This window comes from Psychrobacter sp. LV10R520-6, assembly GCF_900182925.1.
Classification (GTDB): domain Bacteria; phylum Pseudomonadota; class Gammaproteobacteria; order Pseudomonadales; family Moraxellaceae; genus Psychrobacter.
This window is the reverse complement of record NZ_LT900024.1, coordinates 1,356,005-1,380,953: the sequence shown is the minus strand read 5'-3', so window position 1 is coordinate 1,380,953 and position 24,949 is coordinate 1,356,005. Positions and strand designations below refer to the sequence as shown.

The 24,949-nt window shown below is 42.9% G+C and carries 23 protein-coding genes and 1 tRNA gene; 8 read left to right on the top strand and 16 right to left on the bottom strand.

The window, feature by feature from the left end:
• Window positions 1-387 precede the first annotated feature (387 nt).
• Window positions 388-981: a LysE family translocator gene (locus tag U1P77_RS05765; protein ID WP_321156409.1), complete on the top strand. Its 594-nt coding sequence runs from the start codon at window positions 388-390 to the stop codon at window positions 979-981.
• Here U1P77_RS05765 and U1P77_RS05760 read toward each other — a convergent pair.
• The 3 genes from U1P77_RS05760 to U1P77_RS05750 form a co-directional block, all read right to left on the bottom strand.
• Complete coding sequence (locus tag U1P77_RS05760) at window positions 970-1,800, bottom strand: AraC family transcriptional regulator (RefSeq protein ID WP_321156408.1); 831 nt, start codon at window positions 1,798-1,800, stop codon at window positions 970-972. The two genes, U1P77_RS05765 and U1P77_RS05760, sit on opposite strands and share 12 nt — an antisense overlap.
• A 43-nt stretch (window positions 1,801-1,843) precedes the next feature.
• Window positions 1,844-3,250 (bottom strand): aminotransferase-like domain-containing protein, encoded by a 1,407-nt coding sequence (locus U1P77_RS05755; RefSeq protein ID WP_321156407.1) that lies wholly within the window; start codon window positions 3,248-3,250, stop codon window positions 1,844-1,846.
• Between the two features lie 144 nt (window positions 3,251-3,394).
• Window positions 3,395-4,276, bottom strand: a complete 882-nt coding sequence (locus U1P77_RS05750; RefSeq protein WP_321156406.1) for an IS982 family transposase — start codon at window positions 4,274-4,276, stop codon at window positions 3,395-3,397.
• A 118-nt stretch (window positions 4,277-4,394) separates the two neighbouring features.
• On the opposite strand from U1P77_RS05750, the gene U1P77_RS05745 reads away from it, so the two are divergent.
• The 3 genes from U1P77_RS05745 to U1P77_RS05735 all read left to right on the top strand — a co-directional run bounded on the left by U1P77_RS05745 (window position 4,395) and on the right by U1P77_RS05735 (window position 5,978).
• Window positions 4,395-5,030 carry an FMN-binding negative transcriptional regulator gene (locus U1P77_RS05745; RefSeq protein ID WP_321156405.1) on the top strand — a complete coding sequence of 212 codons (636 nt, stop codon included), beginning with the start codon at window positions 4,395-4,397 and terminating at the stop codon, window positions 5,028-5,030.
• A 68-nt stretch (window positions 5,031-5,098) separates the two neighbouring features.
• A complete protein-coding gene (locus U1P77_RS05740; protein WP_321156404.1) occupies window positions 5,099-5,698 on the top strand; it encodes a DJ-1/PfpI family protein in 600 nt (199 codons plus the stop codon).
• Window positions 5,699-5,744: 46 nt separating this feature from the next.
• Window positions 5,745-5,978, top strand: coding sequence for a DUF1272 domain-containing protein (locus tag U1P77_RS05735; RefSeq protein ID WP_321156403.1), 234 nt, complete (start codon window positions 5,745-5,747; stop codon window positions 5,976-5,978).
• Window positions 5,979-6,010: 32 nt separating this feature from the next.
• Here U1P77_RS05735 and U1P77_RS05730 read toward each other — a convergent pair whose 3' ends face one another.
• The 3 genes from U1P77_RS05730 to U1P77_RS05720 all read right to left on the bottom strand — a co-directional run bounded on the left by U1P77_RS05730 (window position 6,011) and on the right by U1P77_RS05720 (window position 8,773).
• Complete coding sequence (locus U1P77_RS05730) at window positions 6,011-6,955, bottom strand: DMT family transporter (RefSeq protein ID WP_321156402.1); 945 nt, start codon at window positions 6,953-6,955, stop codon at window positions 6,011-6,013.
• Between the two features lie 107 nt (window positions 6,956-7,062).
• Complete coding sequence (locus U1P77_RS05725) at window positions 7,063-8,019, bottom strand: EamA family transporter (RefSeq protein ID WP_321156401.1); 957 nt, start codon at window positions 8,017-8,019, stop codon at window positions 7,063-7,065.
• Between the two features lie 79 nt (window positions 8,020-8,098).
• Window positions 8,099-8,773, bottom strand: coding sequence for a LysE family translocator (locus U1P77_RS05720; protein WP_321156400.1), 675 nt, complete (start codon window positions 8,771-8,773; stop codon window positions 8,099-8,101).
• Between the two features lie 161 nt (window positions 8,774-8,934).
• Here U1P77_RS05720 and U1P77_RS05715 point away from each other — a divergent pair, with 161 nt between their 5' ends.
• Window positions 8,935-10,335: an aminotransferase-like domain-containing protein gene (locus U1P77_RS05715; protein WP_321156399.1), complete on the top strand. Its 1,401-nt coding sequence runs from the start codon at window positions 8,935-8,937 to the stop codon at window positions 10,333-10,335.
• A 34-nt stretch (window positions 10,336-10,369) separates the two neighbouring features.
• Here U1P77_RS05715 and U1P77_RS05710 read toward each other — a convergent pair whose 3' ends face one another.
• Entirely contained in the window at window positions 10,370-10,888 is a 519-nt protein-coding gene (locus U1P77_RS05710; protein WP_321156398.1) for an HPP family protein, read from the bottom strand.
• A gap of 148 nt (window positions 10,889-11,036) precedes the next feature.
• Here U1P77_RS05710 and U1P77_RS05705 point away from each other — a divergent pair, with 148 nt between their 5' ends.
• Both U1P77_RS05705 and U1P77_RS05700 read left to right on the top strand, forming a co-directional pair.
• Window positions 11,037-11,582, top strand: a complete 546-nt coding sequence (locus U1P77_RS05705) for a TetR/AcrR family transcriptional regulator (RefSeq protein ID WP_321156397.1) — start codon at window positions 11,037-11,039, stop codon at window positions 11,580-11,582.
• A 348-nt stretch (window positions 11,583-11,930) separates the two neighbouring features.
• The gene (locus tag U1P77_RS05700; RefSeq protein ID WP_321156396.1) at window positions 11,931-12,977 is read left to right on the top strand and encodes an NAD(P)H-dependent flavin oxidoreductase; all 1,047 of its coding nucleotides are present in this window, start codon (window positions 11,931-11,933) and stop codon (window positions 12,975-12,977) included.
• Between the two features lie 107 nt (window positions 12,978-13,084).
• Here the strand turns inward: U1P77_RS05700 and U1P77_RS05695 are convergent.
• From U1P77_RS05695 to U1P77_RS05665, 8 genes are all read right to left on the bottom strand, one after another.
• Window positions 13,085-13,161: transfer RNA gene (locus tag U1P77_RS05695), tRNA-Ile, on the bottom strand.
• A gap of 95 nt (window positions 13,162-13,256) precedes the next feature.
• Complete coding sequence (locus U1P77_RS05690; RefSeq protein ID WP_321156395.1) at window positions 13,257-14,063, bottom strand: pteridine reductase; 807 nt, start codon at window positions 14,061-14,063, stop codon at window positions 13,257-13,259.
• Between the two features lie 110 nt (window positions 14,064-14,173).
• On the bottom strand, window positions 14,174-14,815 hold the full coding sequence (locus U1P77_RS13540) for a hypothetical protein (protein WP_414479046.1): 642 nt from the start codon (window positions 14,813-14,815) through the stop codon (window positions 14,174-14,176).
• Entirely contained in the window at window positions 14,737-15,372 is a 636-nt protein-coding gene (locus tag U1P77_RS13535) for a tRNA nucleotidyltransferase/poly(A) polymerase-related protein (protein ID WP_414479045.1), read from the bottom strand. The genes U1P77_RS13540 and U1P77_RS13535 overlap by 79 nt, the downstream gene beginning before the upstream one ends.
• A 194-nt stretch (window positions 15,373-15,566) precedes the next feature.
• Entirely contained in the window at window positions 15,567-17,900 is a 2,334-nt protein-coding gene (locus tag U1P77_RS05680) for an NADP-dependent malic enzyme (protein ID WP_321156394.1), read from the bottom strand.
• 411 nt (window positions 17,901-18,311) lie between these two features.
• The gene (locus U1P77_RS05675; protein ID WP_321156393.1) at window positions 18,312-19,784 is read right to left on the bottom strand and encodes a protein adenylyltransferase SelO; all 1,473 of its coding nucleotides are present in this window, start codon (window positions 19,782-19,784) and stop codon (window positions 18,312-18,314) included.
• A gap of 339 nt (window positions 19,785-20,123) precedes the next feature.
• The gene (locus tag U1P77_RS05670) at window positions 20,124-21,320 is read right to left on the bottom strand and encodes an acyl-CoA desaturase (protein ID WP_321156630.1); all 1,197 of its coding nucleotides are present in this window, start codon (window positions 21,318-21,320) and stop codon (window positions 20,124-20,126) included.
• 584 nt (window positions 21,321-21,904) lie between these two features.
• A complete protein-coding gene (locus U1P77_RS05665; protein WP_321156392.1) occupies window positions 21,905-22,780 on the bottom strand; it encodes a glycerophosphodiester phosphodiesterase in 876 nt (291 codons plus the stop codon).
• A gap of 398 nt (window positions 22,781-23,178) precedes the next feature.
• Here U1P77_RS05665 and U1P77_RS05660 point away from each other — a divergent pair, with 398 nt between their 5' ends.
• Window positions 23,179-24,135, top strand: a complete 957-nt coding sequence (locus U1P77_RS05660; RefSeq protein WP_321156391.1) for a hypothetical protein — start codon at window positions 23,179-23,181, stop codon at window positions 24,133-24,135.
• A 123-nt stretch (window positions 24,136-24,258) separates the two neighbouring features.
• Here the strand turns inward: U1P77_RS05660 and U1P77_RS05655 are convergent, their stop codons facing one another.
• Complete coding sequence (locus tag U1P77_RS05655) at window positions 24,259-24,936, bottom strand: cob(I)yrinic acid a,c-diamide adenosyltransferase (protein WP_321156390.1); 678 nt, start codon at window positions 24,934-24,936, stop codon at window positions 24,259-24,261.
• Between the last annotated feature and the right edge of the window lie 13 nt (window positions 24,937-24,949).

Sequence of the window (24,949 nt, the reverse complement as noted above, 5' to 3'; positions counted from 1 at the left end):
ACAAGCACTTCCGCAGTATTTACAGAGAACATCATCTAAAAAAGCGTAGCATTTTGATATCGTCTCAAATAACATATGAGAACTAAGCTCGTATTTTTGGCAAAGTGATTGTATGTGTCTAATAAAACCTACTTTATTATTATATGTCCAATAGTCTTCGCAGATTTTTTTATCTCTCTTATTCTGCATCATACTTAACTCAAGCGTTACACCCTGATTGATTTAAACTTATCACCTCTAAGCTGTCTCAAGATGCATTCACTTTGATAAAGTAGGTATGGATGACAACTAGCGCGCAATTTACTGGTAGGATATCTCTTAAGTAATTTTCTTCAATATTTCACAATAGCTCTCAGGCAGACTCAATGTTTTAACTGAGTAACAGCCATGAGCTTATCCTTAATTTTGCCAATGTCTGCCTTTGCTTTAGTGGCTTCCATCTCTCCTGGTCCAGTAAATATCGTTGGTTTAAGCAGTGGGGCGCGCTACCCTCTATCCAAGGGCTTAACTTTCGTCACTGGTGCCACGCTTGGTTTTATTATCTTATTCTTAGCCATAGGTTACGGTTTTAGCTCCTTGCTAGTCACTTTTCCAGTTTTCGAGAAGTGGCTGACATGGGCAGGTATCGCTTTTTTACTCTATTTGAGTTATCGCTTGGCCTGTGATGATGGCAAAATCAATAATAAAGATATAGCAAAAGTACCTGGATTTTTTACGGGGTTTTTGATGCAATGGCTCAATCCAAAAGCATGGATTGCTTCTGCCGCTAGCATCGGTGCTTATACTAATAATGGAGAGCTTGCTCAGATTTGGTTATTTGCGGCGTTATATTTGCCAATATGTTGGCTATCGTTAAGCTGTTGGGTCTATGCTGGTGCCTTTTTAAGACAGCAAGTCCAGCAACCCAAAAATCTACGGACTATCAATCGAGTGTTAGCCGTTCTGTTGGCAGGTAGTTGCTTGTTTTTACTATTCGGGTAAGGGCTTACGATACTGGTTGGGCGTGGCTGCTACTAAACGCTTAAAGGTACGCTGAAAGTGCGCTTGGTCGGCGAATCCAGCACTTAAAGCGGTATCGATAATAGCTACGCCTTTTTTTAACTCTCGCTGTCCATATTGAATACGTTTATTGACGATATAGGCATGGGGCGTCATGCCAAAGTACTGCTTAAAGCTTCGAATAAGATGGCTTGGACTATAGCCACTCAATGTACATAACTCATCAAGCGATAATTCCTCAGTGCAGTGCTCATTTAAGTAACTAGCTAATTTATTCAATGCTGCGGGCGTCTGTTTATCAAGTACCGATTTTTGATTATCAAGCGTGTGCATAAGAGCAGATAAGTATTCAACCACTTTGGTTTGCTTATCAAGTAGTTCGCGCTTGTCGTCCAAAAGGGTCGCCGCCATTGTACAGTAGCCTTGATACAGGTGCTTATCGGTAATAACCGCATTAGCGATATCTTGCCAGCGCGGTTGTTGTAATAAGCCTTCTGTATAGCGCAGCTGCGTCAGCCAAGTAGTATCTACATAGAGCATGAGATAAGCCCAAGGCTGGTTTTCGATAGGGTTGCAGGCATGTGGCCATTCTGAATTCATCAGTACTAAATCGCCTTGTCTGACATGATAGCTATCATCACGATAAATAAAGGTACTTACGCCTTGTGTAATCGCGCCTAAAGACCAATGGGTATGACTATGAAGATCATAACAAACCTTACGCCCATCAGCGACTTTACGCAGCTCAATATGGGGCATTCTAGAATCGCGCCAAAAGATAGGCGTGTGAGCGGCAGTCATAAGTTGTCCTTATAAAATAAGTGTTGAAATCCGAGGTAAGTTTTCATAAGTAATTATTGACTTGGTTTAAATACACACCCAACCACTTCAGAAACTCATCACTGGTCGTCGATACATTTAGGCGCAAATATGTCGAAACATTGGCATCAGGATGGAATAACTGCCCCGGTGCAACCAGCCAGTTCTCTTTATAAGCATCCAGTGCTAGGTTCCCCGTGTCCTGCCCCGTGTCCACCCAAATAAAGATTCCTGCTTGCGTATGCTCAGGATAGATAAGTCCAATCTTTGGTAGTGCTTTACGCAGTCTTTCATGAGCGGTATATAACTGCTGCTGCACCTTTTTAATTTGACGACGATACTCACCATGCGTCCATAAACGATGAATAACGCGCTCACCAAACTCTGGCGACGTCATGTTGCTAAGGGTTTTAAGATTAAGGATTTGATTGATAAATCTATCAGGACTGACCAGCATGCCCACTCGCCAGCCTGACGCCATCGACTTTGAAAAACCAGTGGCATAAAACACCCGCTCAAACTGGTCTATATTAGCGTACCTAAGCGGCTTTTCATCAGGTAAAAACGCTGCGTACAAATCATCCTCAAAAATATAAGCATCGTATTCATGCATTAAGTTTAAAACTTGATGGGCGCGGGCAGGATGCAGATTATAGGAGGTTGGATTGTGCAGTACGCTATTAGTAATGTATAGCTTAGCACGATATTTCTCTAATACTTGCTGCATCTGTTCGATATTTGAGCCTTGATGATCGCGGGCAACCGACACGACATGATAACCTTGCTGCTGCAAAGTGCTAGACGTCCAATACCAACCAGGACTATCTACTATGACCGTATCACCTACGTTTAATAGGAGTTGAATAACCGTCAAAATAGCCTGCGAAACCCCCGTTGTAGTGATAATATTATCGACGCTGGTATGAATACCTAGCAAATCTAAATACTGGGTCAATTGATCACGCAAAGGTAAGTAGCCTTGAATGTCACCATAATTATAGATGAAGCTATCAATATCTTGGTTAACTTGCCTGACCGCCCATTGCATCCTATCATTTTTAATCCATTCAACAGGTAGCTCACCTGAACCTGGTGCTCGGTGATTAGGAACATCGCTAAACATTTGCTGTACTAGCCAGCTAGTATCGACCACAGGTTCTTTATACAAAATCTCTAGATTTCTACTTTGAGTGACTTGAGGTAAAACGTAATAACCTGAATTTGGCTTAGCCGTCAACACGTTAGTAGCGACTAACTGCTCATAAGCTTGAGTTATAGTAAAGCTCGAAACATCCAAAATCGTGGCTAGTTTGCGTACAGAAGGCACTCGCTGGTACGGTTTATATATTTGGCTATCAATTCGCTGCTGTATCCATTCGACCACAGCAGCGGTTTTACTGATATTAAGATTGAGCGAATGAGTGTCATTCATAGCGTAGTTGGCTTATTAGAAGTCATATATTATGCACATAATTGTTAAGGGCTATCCAACTATACACTTTGTTGGTAATTTTAAAAAATGCATCGGTACGGTTAGGTCGTAAAGTAATACCATTACTCCATGTATACCCCACTCTCAACTTAAAATAAGCAGCTCAAACTGAAGTGGTGGGTTTCCAAGTTGTTTATTGAGCACAAAGCACAGATTATGCGACAGAATCTTACGAATAAGCCGATGAGATAGATGCCATAAGTCTTTAGCCCGTACCTTTTGCATATTAAATCGTTCTGACAACTGACCAATCACGGTTTCAACCGTACGGCGGACTTTCATTAACCGTCTTAGTAGGGGTTTATGTCTGTCATCTTTCATATTACGTCTCAATGGTGTTTGTAGATCTATCCCTTGAGAGTGATAGTAGTCATTGAGCTTAGGGCTGATATACCCTTTATCAGCGCCAAGCAGACCATGAATGTTATCAGTGATATCAGGTGCAACGTCTCTTTCATCAACATTAGCAGGGGCGATAGTAAAACCCTTAATCATGCCTGATAAGTTAATCAGTAGATGTCCCTCAAAGCCATAATACTTTTCTTGCTTGGCGGCACGGTAACTGAAAGCGGCATGGTCTTGATAGTTTTTATGCCGATAAGCTCGTCCATAATGACAGACAGGTATGGGAAAGCCATCAATGAGATGAATATTGTCACGGCCTTCTATATCACTGACTTTATCGTGTATCCGTTGTTTGACTTGCCATAGATTGGCGCAGTGCTTAGCAAAGTTAGGGTATGAGCCTATCGCTGGAAACCATGCTTGCCAATGCTGCTTAAAGTATTGCCAAATCTGTTTGTCTTGGTCCATATTTAAAAACTCACCCACCACTTCCATACAAATAATCTCAGGATCACTGAGTTTAGGCGAATAACCACCCGTTCGTAACGGTTCGGTGACGATTGTTTTGTAGTAATGCTCTACCATTAAATAGATATTGATGATAAATTCTTCTATGGGCATCTCATGACTCCGTTGTATTCTTGGTCGAAAACAATAGATTAATGAGGTGCTCTTCTTTTTTCAATACCTTTCGAAGTTGAGAGTGGGGTCATGTATATAACAAAACGACTTGGAGCCTATGATGTTCACCCCTAAACCTTTTAAAGAAAACAACTTTGAGACTATACAAGCCTTTATCAAAGATCAACCTCAAGCTACTGTTATTACGCAAACTGCTAATCGACTTGAAGCTTGTCATATTCCGATGTACTGGCAGGATGATGCAAGTAAGTTTGGTTGCTTATATGGTCATATTGCCAAAGTAAATGCGATTAATAATAGAGATAATCTTAGCGCGCCGTGGTTGATTGTTTTTCAAGATAATGGTCATTACATCAGCCCTAATTGGTATCCGAGTAAAGCGGTAACGCACAAAGAAGTACCGACATGGAATTATCGCAGCATACATGTCACTGGTAACGTCAGCTTAATAACTGAACCAGAAGCGCTTATTGATATCTTGTCAAAGCAAACGGCTGATTTTGAAGTTAGCCAACCAAATCCTTGGTCACTTGATGATGCACCAGAGAAGTATATTCAAGCTATGTGCCGAGCCATTGTCGGTATTCGTGTCGATATCACCGATGTTGAAGCGCAGTTTAAGTTGAGCCAAAATAAATCGACTGATAATAGATCAGGGGTGGTTGCAGGTCTTAAACAGCTTAAAACCACAAAAGCGGATGAAATGGCAGCGCTAATTGAAAATGTAAACTAGGGTTAGTTTAATTATGAACGTATGAATAAGCGATGTTTCATTCAATAAAACCAACTTGAGAGAAAAACATGATATCAACACGAACCGTTGGGATATTACTATTTAACGAAGTCGAAGTATTGGACTTTGCAGGGCCCTTTGAGGTATTTTCATTAGCTGAAGACAACGTCAATAATAAGCACTTTAACGTTATTACCATTGCCGAGTATCAAGCGCCGATATCTGCTAGAAATAGTTTAACTGTTATCCCTGATTATAGCTTCGACAATCATCCCACTATAGACATTTTAGTTATTCCTGGCGGTTATGGCGCGGAAAAGGTTGAGATAAACAATCCAGTAGTTATTAATTGGATTATCAGTCAATCCAAGCTAGCAGAGCTGACGCTTTCAGTATGTACAGGGGCTTTGCTGTTAGCCCAATCTGGGTTGCTGGCTGGCAAATCCGCAACCACCCATTGGATGGATTTGGATAATTTAGCCCTCTATCCTAATGTTGAGGTCATCGCTAATACCCGTTTTGTCGATGCCAGTGACGAGACTACTAAGCTGGTAACATCAGCAGGGATAAGTGCGGGTATTCATGCCAGCCTGTACTGTGTGGAAAAGTTACTAGATAGTCAAACCATGCAAACAACGGCAAGGCGCATGGAGTTTGATATTGAATAAGGTATTCAATATCACTTAACACTACTAATTAAAAGTGGAGAATAATATGGTTGAGCTGAGACCTAATTGTGAACGCTGTGATAGAGATTTGCCGCCTGATGCTACTGATGCAATGATTTGTAGCTTTGAATGTACGTTTTGCACATCTTGTACGACTAGTGTTTTAAACAATCATTGCCCCAATTGCGGAGGTAACTTAACCAGCCGTCCTATACGTCCTGCGTCTTTACTCGAGAATTACCCACCTTCAACGAAGCGTATAGTTAAAAAAGACAGTTGAGATATAGTGTTTAAATATTTATTCGTTATTATTTACTCAGCAGATTTTTTAGAGGAGTTGGTGATACTTAAAATACCGAGTATAACCAATCCTGCTCCAAGCCAAAACCTCATAGTTGCATCCTCATGCAATATCAACCAAACAAAAAACATAGCAAACAGAGGCTCTGATAATTCAATGACTTGCACCTTTGATGCAGGCAAGTATTTTAAAGCGCTGGTAGTACAATAAAACCCTATAATAGTTGGAAAAATAGCTAAGCCCAGCAGCCCCAAAATGGATTGATATCCTATATTGACAGGCTCAAAGGTGACAATAAAAGGAATGAATAAAAAAAGGCTGCCAAATAGTAATAAATACTTGGTTAAATAAATCCCGCCTTGCAAGCCAAAACGCTGCATCAATACTGAAAATAGCCCGTAGCCGCTACCTGCCATCACTGCAAAAAACACCAAGGTTAAATTTACACTACTGGTCCACGAAATCACAAATATTCCAGCGACTGCCAATAACACACCAATAAGGGTGTTTAATAATAGTCTTTCTTTAAGTAATAGTGCGCCAAATAGCGTTGCCGATATGGTTGCTGCTGCCATTAAGATCACCACGACATTAGCAGGATTGCCATACTCATAAGCCTTGGTCTCAAATACGAATAAAGTAAAAATGCCAAGAAAGGCACAAATAGCAACTGCCCCTATGATTCGCTTATTGTTGGATTTATCACTGGAATGGTTACTGAGAGTGATAAATTCAGTAGTGATGAGCCGCTTATATTGAATTTGTCTTGGCGTTTTACTTAACAGCGCAGATAGCAAGATGAAAGCAATAATCGTTTTTAGAAAGGCAATATCATTGCTTTTTAAACCTGTATTCATTAATAGCACACTAAATATGCCTATCGTCGCATTAAGAGCTGCCGCTACTAAAGCAAATGAAAATCCCAGTATATTATTAAAATTTTGTTTTTCATGCATTCGGTTTAGCGACCTTATTTTTATAGACTGGTTTTCTATTCGTAGAGCTCACTGTTAAAAAAATTAAACCTAATAAAACCAATGCTGGCAAATTAGATTATTTACTGCTACTTATGAGCAGATTTTCTCCCTAGCCCATACCTAACATTTGCTAGTAACAGCCCTGACAAGATCAACAGCATTGCCAGCATCTTCCACCACGTCAATACTTCCCCTATAAACAGTACCGAGGTTGTCATGCCAAATACTGGCACTAATAGAGCAAACGGCACAACCTTAGAGGCAATATTTTGACTAAGCAAATGCGCCCACAGTGCAAAACCAACAAGGGTTGAGATGTACACGATAAACCCAAGCGACAGCCAAGACTTGAGTGATGCCTCGTTAAACGTCGCCAACTGCCATGCATCAGTTTCAAATATAAGAGAAGATAGGGTCAAAACTACACAGGCGATCAGACCACCCCATACCACTAGAGCTAGGGCAGACAACGCGGATACCTTATTATTGCCAGTAGTAGACGAGACAATGGACACGCCAGATCCCTGCTGCGTCACCTTTATGGCGGCTTGCTTTGATGCCTGTTTTGATGCAATGTTGCCAAAACTCCAACCTATTGCCGCAATCAAGATACAGACAAACCCAAGCAAAGGCATATCACCGCCAAGATTTAGCGCGATCACGCCTAGACCCAGTACGCCGACCAGCATACCTATGATCTGTATGCGACTTACTGCCTCACCCAATATGACATACGCCAGCAATACGGTGATAAAAATCTGAAGTTGTAGTACTAGCGCTGTCAACCCTGCTGATGCACCCAAATGCATGGCAGTAAATACAAAAGCATACTGCATGACAAACGTACCGATGGCATAGATAAATAACGTACGGTTAAACTTGGGCGGCTTGAGAAACAAAACCAGTGGAACGGCTGTAAAGAAAAAGCGCAGGGCAGTGAGCATTAGCGGCGGAAAGCTTTCAAGCCCCCACGCAATAAAGGTAAAGTTCACGCCCCAAATAAAGGCAACTAATACAGCTAATGCGATGTGTAAAGGGGTCATATAGTTGGCCTAAAAAATGATTATTAAATAATTGTAATTGGATATTAGTGACTTAATGCTAGTTATTAGCAGTCTTTATTTACATCCAAAGTGTCAGCGCACAATAGAGCGTCATTAGCACGATTACCCCGTGAATTACGCGCATGACTAGGGGCAGATGTACCAACTTGCGTAGCCAATGTCCGCCTGCTGCCCAGCAACTAATCGATAGAATATTGACCACAGCGCATACGGCTAGCAGTGGATAATTGTCCAACCACGGCCTGCCAGCATAGAACATAGCCACACTTGGTGCGACCATGGTCATCGTCCATGCTTTAGGATTGAGCCACTGAAACAGGACAGCTTGCCAAAAAGTAAGGGGTAATTCACCAAAGCGCGGCTTCACGTTACCCACTTGCTCACCTGATGCTTCTCGTCGCAGCGCCTCATGAACAAACGTTGTAAAGTCGCTTTTGGCCATCTGATACGTCAGCCATAATAAATATAGCGTACCTAACACTTTTATAACGAGCATGATGGCAGGATAACTGACGACTAACGCTGACATGCCCCAGTAGCTAAGCCAAAGCATGATAGTTACACCGACGGTAATACCAAGCATATGCCAGCGACACTGCCAAAACCCACACTTCACGCTACCATGTAGCAACATCAAATTATTCGGTCCTGGCGTGATTGAATTGACCAGCATGAAAATAGCAAGCCCCATCACACTGCCTTCAAAACTTGCTGTCATCACTGTCATAGCCATTCTAGTTCTCGTCCTAATTGTTTTAATCCTTATCGATTAACCCAACTATAGTCCAAATAACCATAACAGACCCGATACAGTTCCATCAGCAATGAACAAAGTGTATAGTTCGTTCTAACGTAACAATTTATCCACTTATACAAAAACAAGCGTATGCAGTTATGGTAGAGACCTATAAGCTCAATCCTAATTTAACCAAGACCGCTGCCGTTGCTGAATGGCTCCAGCAGCGTATCGACTGGCAAATTTACCAGCCCAATCAGCGCGTGCCTTCTGTACGAAAATTAGCAAAATTACTGAATATTTCGAGCTTTACGGTAGTGCAGGCATATGAGCAATTAGTCGCCATCAATGTGCTGACAGCCAAGCCCAGTTCAGGCTATTATGTCAATGCGGTGGCAAGCTCAGTTGAGCCAAACAGTCATACAGATATCACCGCAAAATACCCTGTAATAGATACGCGCTGGTTGGTGCAGCAGGTGTTTAGTGATATCCCTCGTGACCGTTCCCCAGGGTCAGGGATTTTACCAAGTGATTGGGTACGCAATGACAAAATGGAATGGGCAATCCGGCAAGTGACTCAACAAGCGGATAGCTTTATCTATGATTATGGTGACATTCAAGGCTATTTGCCGCTACGTCAGCAGTTAGCGCAGAATTTGAATACGCTCGGTATGCAAACCCATGCGGACAATGTGATTACGACAGCGGGCGTATCGCAAGCGGTAACGATGGTCGCGCAACTGCTCACGCAAGTAGGCGATACCGTATTGGTTGATGGTCCAGGCTGGTATTGGTTATCAAGCTGCTTACAACAACAAGGGTTAAACGTCGTAGCTGTCGAGCGCGACCATCAAGGTCCCAACATCGAGCAGATGCAAAAGATATTTGTAGCGCATCGTCCTAAGCTATATTTAACCAACAGCGTGCTACACAACCCAACGTCTTATAACTTGCATCCTGCGCGTGCTCATCAAGTGCTTAATCTTATACATGAGCATGATGCTTATATTTTTGAGGATGATTTATACGCCGCCTTTGTGCCCAATGGTCAGGCGCTGCGTTATGCGAGTCTCGACCAGTTCGAGCGGGTGTTTTATGCGACAGGGTTTTCAAAATCGATGGCGTCAGGCTGGCGAGTCGGTATGCTGGTGTGCCCTGATGAGTTTGTTGATGACGTATTAAGGGTTAAAACATTAAGTACTATGAACACGCCAGAGTTTGGGGAGCGCGTGATCCATCGATTATGGACGCAAGGAGAATACCGTCGTCAGCTCAAAAAGGTTCAGCAGCATCTGTATTCGGCACACCAAAAGATGCGTAAAGCCTTGCCTAAGATTGGGCTTGTTTATCCGGAACATACGCAGGCAGGTATTTTTGTGTGGGTAGATACTGGGCAAGATACCGCGCAGTTGGCGTTGGATGCCTATAAGGAAGGCTGGCTTGTCGCACCGGGGCAACTGTTTCATCCCAACGCTCACGACTCGACGCATCTACGCCTGAATGTATCGACGACCAGCGATGAGTTTTTGGCTTGGTTAGGGGAGTATTTAGATAATTAAATATAAATACCTGTCTTCTATCAAAGGTAGGCTTTTACCACCAATACGTTGGATACTGCTTATCCTTACCTAAATTATTATAAATCAGCGCTACTATTACCAAGACGATAGAGCCGAGCAGGGTAGGTGTTATCAAAAAACTCCAATTTACCGCGCCGAGCATGACTATCAAAGGGTTGGACCCGGCAGGCGGGTGCGGCATTCTAAATATCAGCATTAGCGCAATGGCTGTGCCTACAGCCATTGCCATACTCCACCAGTGAATACCAAATAATGTCATAAATACCAGTCCCGTAAAGGTCGCAATAACATGCCCGCCTATGACGTTTCTTGGCTGCGCAAAAGGGCTGGTAGGATACGCAAATATCAGTAAACAACTTGCACCAAATGATCCTAGAATCATAACGAGTTCTATTGAGCCTCCTAATATAGCAAGCGTTGCTGTTGCGATAGTGCCGCCCAGCCAAGCCACTACTATCATCGATAACGGCAACCTTTTCGGGCATTGGCTGACTTGACCTTTTAACTTACGCCAATTAAAAAATGAATGCATACTAGCTCCTATAATAAATAAACAATTTAAAAGTATTACTGCTGGTATACTGGTCAGTATATTACGTAAGTATACCGAACGGTATATATAAATAATAGTTTTTTATTGAATAAAATAATAGGAACGAAAAGAACAGGAGACAGAGCCAATGGAATTGCGAGATACCATTCTACAAAAAAGTTATGAGCTCTTTTATAAGCAAGGCTTTCACGACAGTGGAGTGGAGCTATTAGCAAAGCAAGCAGGGACTACCAAGCGGACTTTGTATGCTCATTTTGGTAATAAAGATGGCTTAATCGAAGAAGTGCTTAAATATCGTCATCAGATGTTTATGACTCAATTAAGAGATTACTTGGATAGTTTTGAGATTAAGGAAGCAGCAGATGTTGCTAGGTATTACTTAGCCTTCCTAAAAGACTGGACGTCATCAGAGGACTTTTATGGTTGTATGTTTATTAATGCTTGCGCAGAGTATTCAGATGCTCAATCTTCCCCGCATCAAATAGCCAAACAGCATAAAACTGAGGTTAGGCAATGGCTACTTGATAAGTTTGAACAGGTAAGTGCAGAAAATGCTAAGCAGAAGGCCGATACTCTATTTGTGTTTGGCGAGGGTATCATCGTAGCCGCGCAAACAGGCCAGCAAGCATTAGAGTTAGATACACAGTTTTTAATTAATATGATGTATGTATGAGTATCCCTATGCTCAATATTAGCCTTGCTATATTGACTTCGTCATTTAGTAATAAGATTCTGATTAAACAGTTGACTATACGAGCCAATATGTTCTAGTTATTAACCTCTGGAACTAAGTATTTACTAAAGAATGAGATCGATTATTTACCTCATAACGAACGACCATCTAGTGCGCTTTGTTAGACGACTGTCATTTATCTGTTTATCGTTTACATGCAATCGCTGCTCTACTTGACACGGTAGTAGTACCTAAATGACTTGTTCGCGGATATTAAATCCAGCAAGTACTCTTAATATTTAATATGCTTTAATCATAGCCAAATATTATCAACAGGAAATATAACCAATGAAGTTATTAGACCAACTTGGAATAACTTACCCCATTATTCAAGCACCAATGGCAGGCGGTGCAACAACGCCTGAACTGATTGCTGCTGTTAGTGATTTCGGTGGCCTTGGCTCGTTAGGGGCAGGCATGACCGCACCAGCTGCTTTAAATAGCCAAATTGATATGATAAAAACACTTACTGAGCGTCCTTTTATGGTTAATCTAATGGTGCTATCAGACCAGGATGCCAGTACTTTTGACACCTCAATGCCAGATTGGCTCACTCAGTATTATAGAGAGCATCATATAAAAGCAGCGCTTCCTGATAGGCCAGCACAAAGTTTCGCTGAGCAGCTACAAGTACTCTATGAAAATCCTGTATCTGTTGTTAGTTTTACTTTTGGTATTGTTAGTATTGAGCAAGTACAGCGTTTACAACAGCTTGGGACTTGCGTTATAGGTACAGCCAATCATCCGTTGGAGGCGCAGGCATGGGCAGAAATTGGTGCGGATGCAGTATGCTTACAAGGAATGGAAGCTGGAGGACATCGCGGTGGTTGGTTGCCAGAAAGCGAGGCCGATCCATTAGGTTTGTTAACTTTGATTGGGCAAACGCGTGCTTGTACTGACATTCCCTTGATTGCTTCAGGTGGCATAATGACGGGGCAAGGTATTAGGGCTATACAAGCGTCTGGGGCACAGCTGGCTCAGCTTGGTACTGCGTTTTTGACTACCGATGAATCCGGCATTAATGACATTTATAAACAGGCTCTACTGGATACAAGTCTTGGTAATCGGAGTACTGAAACTCGCTTAACTCGGCTGTTTTCAGGCAAACAGGCACGTGGTCTTGTGAACGAATATCTACTTGATTTTGCTGTTTTCGATAAAAAAGATGAACTGCCGCCTTATCCACAATTAAATGCAATGACTAGTCCGATGCGTGCTAATGCTGCGAAAAATGAGGATGCAGAACATCTGTCATTATGGGCAGGACAAGGTGTTACTCAGGTCAGACAAGAGCGTGCCATTACGTTGTTAGAAAGATTGGTGCAAGAGTTGTGACTAATTACAAACTGACGAGGTTAAGAAGAGATTCGACACTTTTAGACTGCACCAATCCATAGCCAATAAAAAACCCTTATAAGACGTAGCTTACAAGGGTTTGAATATGGTGGGCCCAGTTGGACTCGAACCAACGACCAAAGGATTATGAGTCCTCTGCTCTAACCAACTGAGCTATGGGCCCTAACGGTAGACGCACAATGATACCTGATTTTTTTAGTTTTTCAAGTAAAAGATATTAAGTAGTTAGTATTTTGTTCAAATATGATCATCTGCTCCTTAAATATTACTACCAGCCAAAGTCAGACTGCGGCCGCCATCAACGGTTATAATCTCACCAGTGACATAACTGGCCTGTGCTAAATAGAGCACACAATGAGCAATATCATCAGGCGTACCAATGCGCTGCATAGGAATAGAGGCAACAATACGGTGTTGCTGCTGCTCATCAAGCGCCTGATCACTATCAGTCTCCGGTAATACATTTACCCCAGGGGCGACCCCATTGACGCGGACATGAGGTGCCATATCCAGCGCGAGAGACTTTACCATCATCCGGTGCGCTGCTTTTGCCATATTGTATACAGCATAATTGCTAAACGGTTTATCATGAGCATGAATATCAAGTAAGCTAATAATACTACCGCCCTGAATCTGCAAATAAGGGTGTAACGCTTGGCTAAGGAGCAAGGGTGCTTTGGCATTAGTCAAAAAAAGCTCATCCCATTGCTCATAATCAATGTTGCCAAGTGGAGTGGGATAAAAACGCGAGGCGTTATGTACCAATACATCAAGCTGACCAAAAGCCTCCATAACGGTTTCGGTAAATTGATTTAAAGCATCGCAATCATTGACAATTGCCAAATCGGCGGTGATTACGGTAGCACTGTCGGCGCGAATCTGATTGAGCTCATCTGCCAGCGCATTGGCCTCTAACTGGCTATGATGATAATGAATGATGACCCGATAGCCTTGACGATGTGCGGCACGAATGATAGCCGCACCAATACGCTTGGCGCTACCGGTGACCAGCATGACCGGCGCTAGCGTGTTGATTGATTCGGAATGGTTGGATAGCTGATTCATAACGATACTACTTATTCAAGTTATTCAAGTTATTCAAGTTATTCAAGTTATTCAAGATTACTTTATTCAATTCAATCTTATTTTATACAATCTTATTTATGAGTTATTTTCTATGGTTTGTTTTTGGGTATGCTCTGTGCTTGTAAATGCTCAATTCGCGCTTGACGTAGAGCCGCTCCAATAGCTGGTCCTTCAAGATTGGGCGCAATGTCGCCCATACTAATGGCATGAAAGCTATTGAGTGCTAACATCATCTGACGGTGTTGCTGTGACAGTTGTAATACATGGCTAGTCACTAATAGCTGCGAGAGTCTATCCGGCTCCTTATGGGCGCTACAGGCTTGAATAAGATCAACTTTTTGCGCCACTGTCAGACCATTTATTGCGCTTAGTTTTGCGGCTTGCTGAACGAATAGGGTAGCAAACTGGGTTTGCGCTTTAGGTACCTTAGCGGTGTTGCCTATACTAGAAATATTTTTGACGGCAGTATTTGTTGCCTCAGTGCTATCAGTGTCATCAACATTAAATAACGTCTGATCAAGACTCGCCATCAATAATGCCCAACGCTGTGATAAATTTAAGCGCATCTGACCGGCGAAATAGAGCGCGGTTTGAACCGTCTCTCGTACTTGTCCATTGCCCCAAGCCTGATGTAGAGGGGCAAAACAAACGGTTAATACGCCGCTCTCAAACAGTTGCTGCCAATAGACATGAGGGAGGTCTGCATCATGGCGCGGCTTGACTCTTGCCAAATACGCTCAGCACTCAAATGCGCAAGCTCACCAGAGCTTACCAATTGCCGCATTAAAGTTAAGGTCTCATCAGCGATGGTAAACCCTAAGTCGTAATAGCGTCCATAAAAGCGCGCCGTTCTAAGAACCCGTAGTGGGTCTTCGCTAAAGGCACTTGATATATGGCGCAATGTTCTGCTACTAATGTCTTCTAGTCCATCATAATAATCAATTACTTCACCGTTAATAGGCGTATCATCCGTGAGGCTAATCACTTCAATGGCCATCGCATTGACGGTTAAATCACGGCGTTGCAAGTCATCCGCTAAACTGACTTCTGGGCTGGCATGGACACTAAAGCCCTGATAACCATGGCCAAGTTTACGCTCAGTACGCGCCAGTGCATATTCTTCCTTACTAGTAGGATGCAAAAACACTGGGAAGTCTGCGCCTACTTGATGAAAGCCTGCTGCTAGCATCTCGGTAACGGTCGTACCAACTACTACAAAGTCTTTATCCTTGATAGGACGTCCTAACAGCTGATCACGCACTGCACCACCAACCAGATAGACTTGCATCGTAACCTCTTTTATTTACTGTTATGAATTAGGGTTATAAAATTTTAATATGCTAAATTTTTACTGTGCTAAATTTTGGACCAAAAAAACCAGTCAGCGCCCTTATTACAATGGCATTGACTGGTTTTAGTATAACAGACTGCTACCATTAATTAATAATAGTAGCAGATCGGTATATTGCTTATATTTCTAAATTATACGTTAGCAGCGACGGCTTCGCTTTCTAAATCCTGTGCTTCAGTCACGGCAAGAGCGGTCATATTGACCACACGACGCGCTGTCGCTGACGGCGTTAAGATATGCACAGGTTTGTTGGCGCCTAACAAGATAGGACCAATAGACGCGCTGCCCGTTGCTGTTTTGAGCAGGTTAAAGGCAATGTTCGCCGCATCAAGCGTTGGCAAGATGAGTAGGTTCGCAGCCCCTTTAAATTGACTTGATGGCAAGTCTTCTATACGAATACGTTCGTCAAGAGCCGCATCGCCTTGCATCTCACCGTCAAAATCAAAATCGACATTCATATCGGTCAGTAGCTGATACACTTTGCGCATTTTGACAGCGCTGGCACGATCAGAAGTACCGAAGTTTGAATGTGAGACTAAAGCAACCCGTGGGGTAATGCTAAAGCGGCGTAATTGATCAGCGGCTAATACCGTCATTTCAGCCAATTGTTCGGCAGTAGGGTCTTCATGAATATAAGTATCGGCAATAAAGATATTGCGGTCTTGCATTAAGACGGCATTCATTGCGTAAAAATTGCTAACACCTTCTTTTTTACCAATAACGTTTTGAACGTATTTTAAATGAAGTTGATAGTGACCAAACGTACCACAAATCATACCATCAGCATGGCCATTTTCGACCAGTAGTGAGCCAATCAAAGAGGTTTTGCGTCGTACATCACGACGGGCAAGCTCGACACTGACCCCATTACGTTTGTTTTTATTGTAATAGCCCTGCCAGTAGTCTTTGTAGCGTGGATCATCATCAATGTTAACAATAGTGATATTTACGCCATCTTTTAGACGTAACCCTAGCTTTTCGATGTTGTTTTCGATGACGGAAGGACGGCCTACCAAGATTGGTTGGGCCAGCTGTTCATCGACGACTACTTGTACGGCTAGCAATACATTACTGTCTTCACCTTCGCAATAAACGATACGTTTTGGATCTGATTTGGCGCGGGCAAAGATAGGCTTCATCACAAAGGCTGAGTTATAGACGAACTCAGACAGACGTTGACGATAGGCATCAAGATCTTCGATTGGTAACGTTGCAACACCTGAATCCATAGCGGCTTTAGCGACGGCAGGAGCGATTTCAATGATAAGGTTTGGCTCAAGTGGACCTGGGATTAGGTACTCTCGGCCAAAGCTTTGCATGCTTTCAATGTCTTTGACGTTTTTAGTGGGAGTCGCCTCAACATGCGCCATAGCAGCAATCGCACGGACACAGGCAATTTTCATCTCTTCGTTAACGGTTGTGGCACCGACATCTAACGCACCGCGGAAGATATAAGGGAAGCATAAAGCGTTATTCACTTGATTGGGATAGTCTGAACGACCGGTTGCCATAATGACATCTGAACGTACAGAGTGCGCCACTTCAGGCATAATTTCGGGCGTCGGGTTGGCCAATGCAAAGATGATAGGGTCTTTGGCCATACGGCGAACCATATCCGCGGTCAAGGTTCCGGGCATAGATAACCCTAGGAACATATCCACGTCATCTATGAGCTCATCAATGGTACTGGCCTCAGTATCACGGGCATAGAGCTGCTTTGATTCATCAAGGTTTTCACGGCTGGTGGTAATAACACCGCGTGAATCCGAAACGAAAATATTGTCTTTTTGAACTCCCAGCGCGCAAATAATATTTAGGCATGAAATAGCCGCTGCGCCGGCACCTGAACAAATGACTTTTAGATCTTCAATTTTTTTGCCAGTAAGCAATAAAGCATTGAGCATCGCGGCAGCAACAATGATAGAGGTGCCGTGTTGGTCATCATGAAAAACAGGAATGTTCATGCGTTTGCGCAATTCGCGCTCGATTTTGAAACATTCTGGGGCTTTAATATCTTCTAGGTTAATACCACCAAACGTGGGCTCAAGAGCAGCAACGGCTTCGATGAATTTGTCTGGATCATTTTGGGCAATTTCAATATCAAAAACATCAATACCAGCGAATTTTTTGAATAAAATCCCTTTACCTTCCATCACCGGCTTTGATGCCAAGGGACCGATATTACCCAAACCCAATACCGCAGTACCATTAGTGATAACGCCAACCAGATTGCTACGTACCGTATATTTAGCCGCTAAAGTGGGGTCTCTTTGAATCTCAAGACAAGGTACGGCAACGCCTGGCGAATAGGCCAGTGCTAGGTCGCGTTGGTTGGCCAGCTGCTTGATAGGCGTGACTGAGATTTTACCCGGTCGTGGGTGTGAATGATAATGCAGAGCCGCTTGTTCAAACTGCTCTTTTTCGGTATTAGGGTTATCCGTATTCAAATTGGTATCGTCATTCATAGTAATTGCCATGGTTGGAATAAATTGGAATAAAGCAAATGGTGGTAAAAAAACTAACGTTTATGCTTCAAAAATGTCCCTATCTCAAAAACATTTAGGCCTCAAAATAATTGTTGAATATGATGATTAGAGGGCTTCTATTTAAAGGGTATCGTTAAGTTAAGAAGGTAGTGCAGTGTGCCGCTCAGTCAATAGACATCAGCGTAAAAAAAGCAATCTTGCAAAATAGTTATTCTAGCACTTTTAACAATTCACTGGCTAGTCAAGCAAGATTAAAGATGCAAGTTATATAATAAATTGATATTCATTATTTAGCCAGTTGATAATGCTAAAAAATGTGTTTCTAAGTCGTCATCAATAAGCTAAGTCAAATAATTATTATCGATGTATGAGGAACAGCTGCCATCGACGTTATGATGAACAGCTGATTGGCATTTGCGGCGCATTAGGAGCAGGCGGTCTGCTGTCAAGTTCGGTGGCAATATCTTGTACGCTGTAAGGGCTGGCGAGCAAGGTATATAAACGGTCCACTTCCTCAAATTGTCCTTGTTCTGCCGCGTCTATAGCGTGCTGAGCCATACTATTCCGCAAGATATAAACCGGATTATTTGTCTGTAGCTCATTAATGACTTGGTCGTTTGATAAATTCTCAATCTGCGCAAGATAACGCGCACTCCAATCTTGCCATACTTGTAGCGGCTCACCGTCAAGCTCAGCAATCATCGTTGCCAGTAGCTGCTGCTCATAAGGATGGTCATTGGGGGCGATTAACCCCAGTAACGCCCGAAAGCTGTTGGTATAGTCGAGCAAGTTATCTTCTAATAAAGTTAACCATTCAAAAGCTAACTTTAAACTTTCAGGCTGATGCGGTAGCCCAAGCTTGCGGCACAGTCCTTGCTGATAATGCTGCATAAAGGTGGGCTCATAAGGGGCTAGGCACTCGGCCAAACTATCACGAGTAACCCCAGCTTGGGTTAAGCGCATAAAGTGCGGTAGCCAAACATTAAGGTTCCAATGTCCGATAGCTGGCTGATTTTGGTACGCATAGCGTCCCGTATGATCAGAATGATTGTTGACCCAAGCTGGATCAAAGCGCTCCATAAAGCCAAACGGGCCAAAGTCTAAAGTGCTGCCAGTAATAGACAAGTTATCGGTATTCATTACCCCGTGAGCAAAGCCAATCAGTTGCCAGTCGGCAATCATACGAGCCGTACGCTCGACCACTGCCTGCAAAAATGCCAATACTGGTTTTTCACTGTCACGGCACTCTGGATAATAAGTATCAATCATATAATCAGTAAATTCACCCAGTAAATCAGGGGCAAAGCTGGCAATCCACTCGACATGACCGAGGCGAATATGGCTGTCAGCGACGCGCATCAATGCGGCACCAGCTTCCATACGCTCACGACGTATAGGCGTATCAGATACCACGAAGCCAAGCGCATTAGAGGAGGGGATATCGAGCTGAGTCAGAGCATGACCGCACAGATACTCACGGATTGTGCTCCGTAATACTGCTCGTCCATCACCCATCCGCGAGTAGGGTGTCAGACCGCAGCCTTTTAGATGCAAATCTTGCAATTGATCATTATTATCGAGGACTTGGGCCATTAATAAGCCGCGGCCATCACCCAATTGTCCAGCCCATTGTCCGAACTGATGACCGGCATAGGCCATGGCCAACGGTTCAAACTCGGCAGGCACATAATGACCACCGACAATATCAACCCAGCGCACCATTAAATCGCTATCTTCTGTCCAGCCTAATTGCTGCGCGACTTGCGTATTAAAATGACCAACACGTGGGTTATTAAGTGGCGTTGGTGGCTGCTTGTGATAGAGGCGAGTATCTAATTTGCCATAGGTATTTTGATAGCGCATATAAGCGATTCCTATTGAAGTATAAGTATTGATATACAAGTGTTGAGATATGAATATTGATATATAAGAAGGTAATAAAACCACTATAGCATAGCATCAGTGCTGCACCTGTTTGCTCTGTCCGCGTCTTGTAATCTATTTTTGCTTAACTTGTGCTCTAGTCAATCCAATTTAAAAACGACCTGAGGTTACTGGGCTACAGGAGTGAGTTTTTTGTAGTCTCTGTCCCGCTTGCGAACAGCACGCAAGAAAATAAAGCACAAAAAAAACCCCTATCTATAAAAGACAAGGGGAAGGAAAAAGGTCATAATAAAGATGTTCAGTTGACTATATATAGCTTTAAGCGGCTTTACTGCTATGACCAATAGAGCGAAACGCTATTTTTAAGTTATCGTTATGCTCAAGGATTTTCTGTTCAATCTTGGCATATTCAAGCTTAAGCTTTTCATCAGCTTCATGTAAGCGATCTGCAAATTCAGTCTTTTTAAGCTCAACAGATTTTGCTTTTAGCGCTTGCCATTCTTCTACGGTCTGCGTAAAGGCATCGTATTCAAACTTAATACGATCTTGGAAGCTTTGCATCGCATGAGGAATATCAAGACCAACCGCATTAACGGTATCGATTTGTTGCTGTGCTTTTTTAAACTGCATTTGCACTTCAGCATGCTTGATAGTCGTATCATCAATAGTGCGTAGCTCAGTGGTTAAACCTACTTTTGATAGTCCCGCAATTAACCATTTGGTTGGATCATATTGCCACCATTTCACACCGTTACGATAGTCGTATTGGAAGAAGTGATGATAGTTATGATAGCCCTCACCCCAAGTAAAGATCGCTAACATAAAGTTATCACGTGCACTGTTAGTATCAGTATAAGGACGCGTGCCAAACATATGACATAACGAGTTAATAAAGAAGGTAAAGTGATGGGTCAGTACCAAACGTAGCAAACCGACCAGCACTAAGGTACCCCAAACATCACCAAGCAGCCAACCAATAGCAGCTACTAAGCCAACGTTGGTGGCCAATACCCAAAGACCATAATATTTATGCTGAATTTGTAATACTTTATCTTTGGTCAAATCCGGGATGTTCTTGTAGTCAAACTTACCGCTAGGATAGTTGCGTAGCATCCAACCCACGTGGCTAAACCAAAAGCCACGCTGCGCTGAATACGGATCGTCTAAGCGGTGATCAACATGACGGTGATGGCTACGGTGACCAGAAACCCAATCAAAAGCTGATCCCTGTAATGCTAGTGTAGAACCAAGCAAAAGGAAGTTTTTTACTATCGGATGTGCTTTATAGGCACGATGCGACAACAGACGATGATAGCCTGCGGTAATACTAATACCTGTCCATACCATAAACGCACCAAATACGCCCCAAACGGGTGCACTGACTTGATGAGTCATTAGATACCAGGGGGTAATGACTGCAGCAGCAATCGGTGTGGCTACCAAAAGTGCGGCTGGTATCCAGTTAATCGGCGCTTTTGTGAACTCGAGCTCCCGAATATCGATTGCCCCATTCATAGACACGTCGCTATTCTTGTTAGATGCAGACGCATTATTGACATATCCACTCGTCGCAGCGCGCTCCCCATGAAGTGCGCTATCCGATTTATTAACATCGAAGCGTGTCTTAAAACGCGTCACCTGAGTGGTGGCATTTTGTACCAGCGTGTTACCAGATTTGATAGCGAAACGTAAGCCTTTAAGCGGTAAGCCAAGTGCTTTTTTTGCAATCATATAATATCCCTAACGGTATTAATTTAAGCCTCTATATTACAGTAAAAAGATACTAAAGTGAACACCTATACACTATAAAAATATTGCTAAATAACAATAACTTGTATGGATTATAGAATATATTTCCGTAAATATCTTATTACCTATCAGGCATTAGGCAAAAGTGTAAGTAACATTGGGAATATGTTGGTTTTTTAAGACTATATTGAGGAGTAAATATAAGATCTTTAGCATAGTAATAATTATTGGTTTGTCTGTCATAATTTGACGATCATCAATAGCTGTTAATCGAAAGAATTAAACGCTTGCCATTACTAATTGATCACTAACAAGCAGTTATCAGATAAGAAACTATCATAATCAAGTATCTATAATAACTGGCTTGGAATATCAGTGATAATCACATCGACTTGCCACTTTACCAGTTGTTTAATCACTTCAATATCATTGACCGTCCATGCACTTACTGGCAAACCATAACGATGACAATGCTGAATCACTGACTGACTAAGTAGCAGATAATAGATACCAAGCTGGGTACAGCCAAGTTGCAATGCGGTATTGGGTGCGGTCACCAATAATTCTGGTGTGCGTGCCAGCAAGCCACGCGGGATATGAGTCAATAATTTATCGCGTTGTAGCTGAGCGAGGAGTTGCACATCGAAGCTGGTGAGTACAATAGGTAGGCCGGCAAGTGGACTGTCTATTAAGTAGCGCTTCAACGCTTTAATTAATTTTGGATAGTCAGTGCGGTTGTGGGTTTTTATCTCCAACTCAATATGAGTGAACTGAGTCAAGGTATTGGCTGGTAATTTTAAAGCGGTGGTCTCAGTAAAAGAGGGAAAATTAGGCAGACCTAATAAATTGTTCTGCGCGCGCTTCTGTGCTGTTGACAACAGTTTTGAAGCGGATGAGTTTAAAACGGATGGTCTGTCAGCAGAGGCGCTCAGTGCCTGCGATAACTTATCTAAGGTAATGATTTGATGGCCCGACTGCAGGTGACGCTGAATCTCAATAAGGTTAAGCTGATCAATACGGGATGGTAGACCGCATAACCGCTGTAGAGTCTCATCATGAAAAATGACTAAATGCCCGTCAGAAGTCAGCTGTACATCAAACTCGATCCCCGCCAAGCCGCGCGGTTGTAAACGTTGCGCGTGTTGAAAACCGGATAAGGTGTTCTCTAGCACTTCACTGCGAGCGCCGCGATGACCAACGAGACGAGTGTTTTTAAAATTTATCATAGGCTATTATTATCGACAGTTTTATTTAATATTTTTAATGTATTTTATAAGAATCATTTTATAATTTTTTGTGGAAAATGTACGTAGTTATGGGTTATTTAGCATTGGCTTGAGCATTTAATAGCAAGTTCAAAGGCTAAGTAACAAGCTTAACTATTGATTGTGTCGTTATAAGCAACTTCTACCCTGAGGTTTGTTATGTTTTTGCAACTAAAGACAGGTTTTGGGGTCATTGATAGATTTTATTTGTATGTCAATGGGCTACACTAATGACCATCTCATTCAAACCCCGTATAATAACGTGATTTTCAAAGCTATCACGGCTATTGTTGCGGTATGAATGGCAAATACTGTCCGCCGACAGTGGTAAGTATAAGTAAATCGGGAGCAAATTGAGTATGAGCGCAGCGAATAAAAAATGGATCAAATGGCCACAAGTGGCTGGTGTCAGTCTGATATGTGGCATAGCCGTTGCCGGGTGTAGCCGCTCAGATGATGCAGAGGATAGCATTGAAACTGCAGATGCCACCATCGAGCAGCCGATCGCTAATGATAGTGCGGTAGCGCCTGCCATCAATTGTGATGACCCAATGGTACAAGATCGCCTAAAAAATGCTCTCAGCAACACACTCAATCAGCAAGCGCAAATTTTAGCTGCCAGCTATGCTAATGAGGCAGAAATTAGCCTAAGCAGTGCTATTGTTAGTAGCAAAATAAACGGCATCTTAATCGATGTGCAAAATGCGGCAGTACTACAAGAAGCCAATACCAATGGATTAACGACTTGCCAAGCGAGCGTTAGCATGACTTTGCCTAGTGAAGACTTGTATCAAGCCAGTCAAGTACAGGCAGCGAACAATCAGCCCAGCCTACAGACTCGCCTAGCCCAAGACAACATCCGTATTAATAATAATATGCTCGTTGATGACACCTTTACTTATGTCGTTGGCACCCAAGGTGGTCAAGTAGGAATACGTATTGCCGGACAGCCCGCACTGATTACGGTAGTATCAGATGTCATGGCAGGCTCAGTACTGAAGTCCGCTATGGATAGCCAGCGGGCGCAGCGCTCAGCTCAAGAAGCTGAACGTCGCCGTGAAGCTGCTCAGAATAACAACGAAAACCAGACTATTCGTCAGCCTAAACCTGCGACGCCATCTGCACCTGCTCAGCCTGCAACGCCGCCTACTATTAATCAAGGCAACAATCAAAGCAGCAGTCCGAGCGAACCTCAAAATGCTGTGACGCCGAGTACTGATGCTAAAATACCAGCTACGCCTGCAGCACCAGCATCTGTTCCTAAAGATGACAGTATTGATATGGTGATCATCGAAGATGAGAGCGCCACTTACTAAATACTTAGTCTGCTTTTGATCTAAAAACCTAATTTTGATTTAAAAAATGGTATAAAAACAAAACGCCCGCACCCTTATCAAGGCTGTGAGCGTTTCACATTCAAATGAGTGAGTTTTAGCCCGTTATTTTTTAGTATCCGCACTAGTATCTGCATCAGTATCTACAAAATCTTGCAAAACTTTGCTGTCCCATAATACTTCAGAGACCTGTTCAGGGTCAGTACAGAATCGCGCCGCTACAAACAACCAGTCAGATAAGCGGTTGACTAAGCTTACTGCGGTACTACGGATCGCCTCTGGGCGTTGTTGCTGTAACAACACCGCTTGACGTTCGGCACGGCGGCAGACACAACGTGCGACGTGTAGTTGGCTGACTAGCACTGAGCCTGTCGGTAAGATAAAATCTTTTAAAGGCGGCAAAGTGGTATTCATGGCATCGATCTGCTGCTCCAACCATTCTATATGGCTGGCGTGCACCGCTTCATATTCTGGCATCGCAAGCTCACCGCCGATGTTAAATAATAAATGCTGAATAATAACCAATGCTTGGGTAAAATCAGCGCCTGCTGGCTGCCCATCTTGTTGTTGTAGACGGTCAGGTAACGGTTGTGCATTGTTATCCGCTGCTGCTACCGCTTGTGCAAAGTGGGCACGTACCAGGCCGATATGCGAGTTAAGCTCATCAATATCACCCATCACGCTGAATAAATTATCAGCCTTACTGACGCGGCTACCATCGGCCAGACCGGTGCTGCCATCGTCTCCGGTACGGGTATATATTTTAGTTAAGCGATTGCCCATTATTATTCCTTAT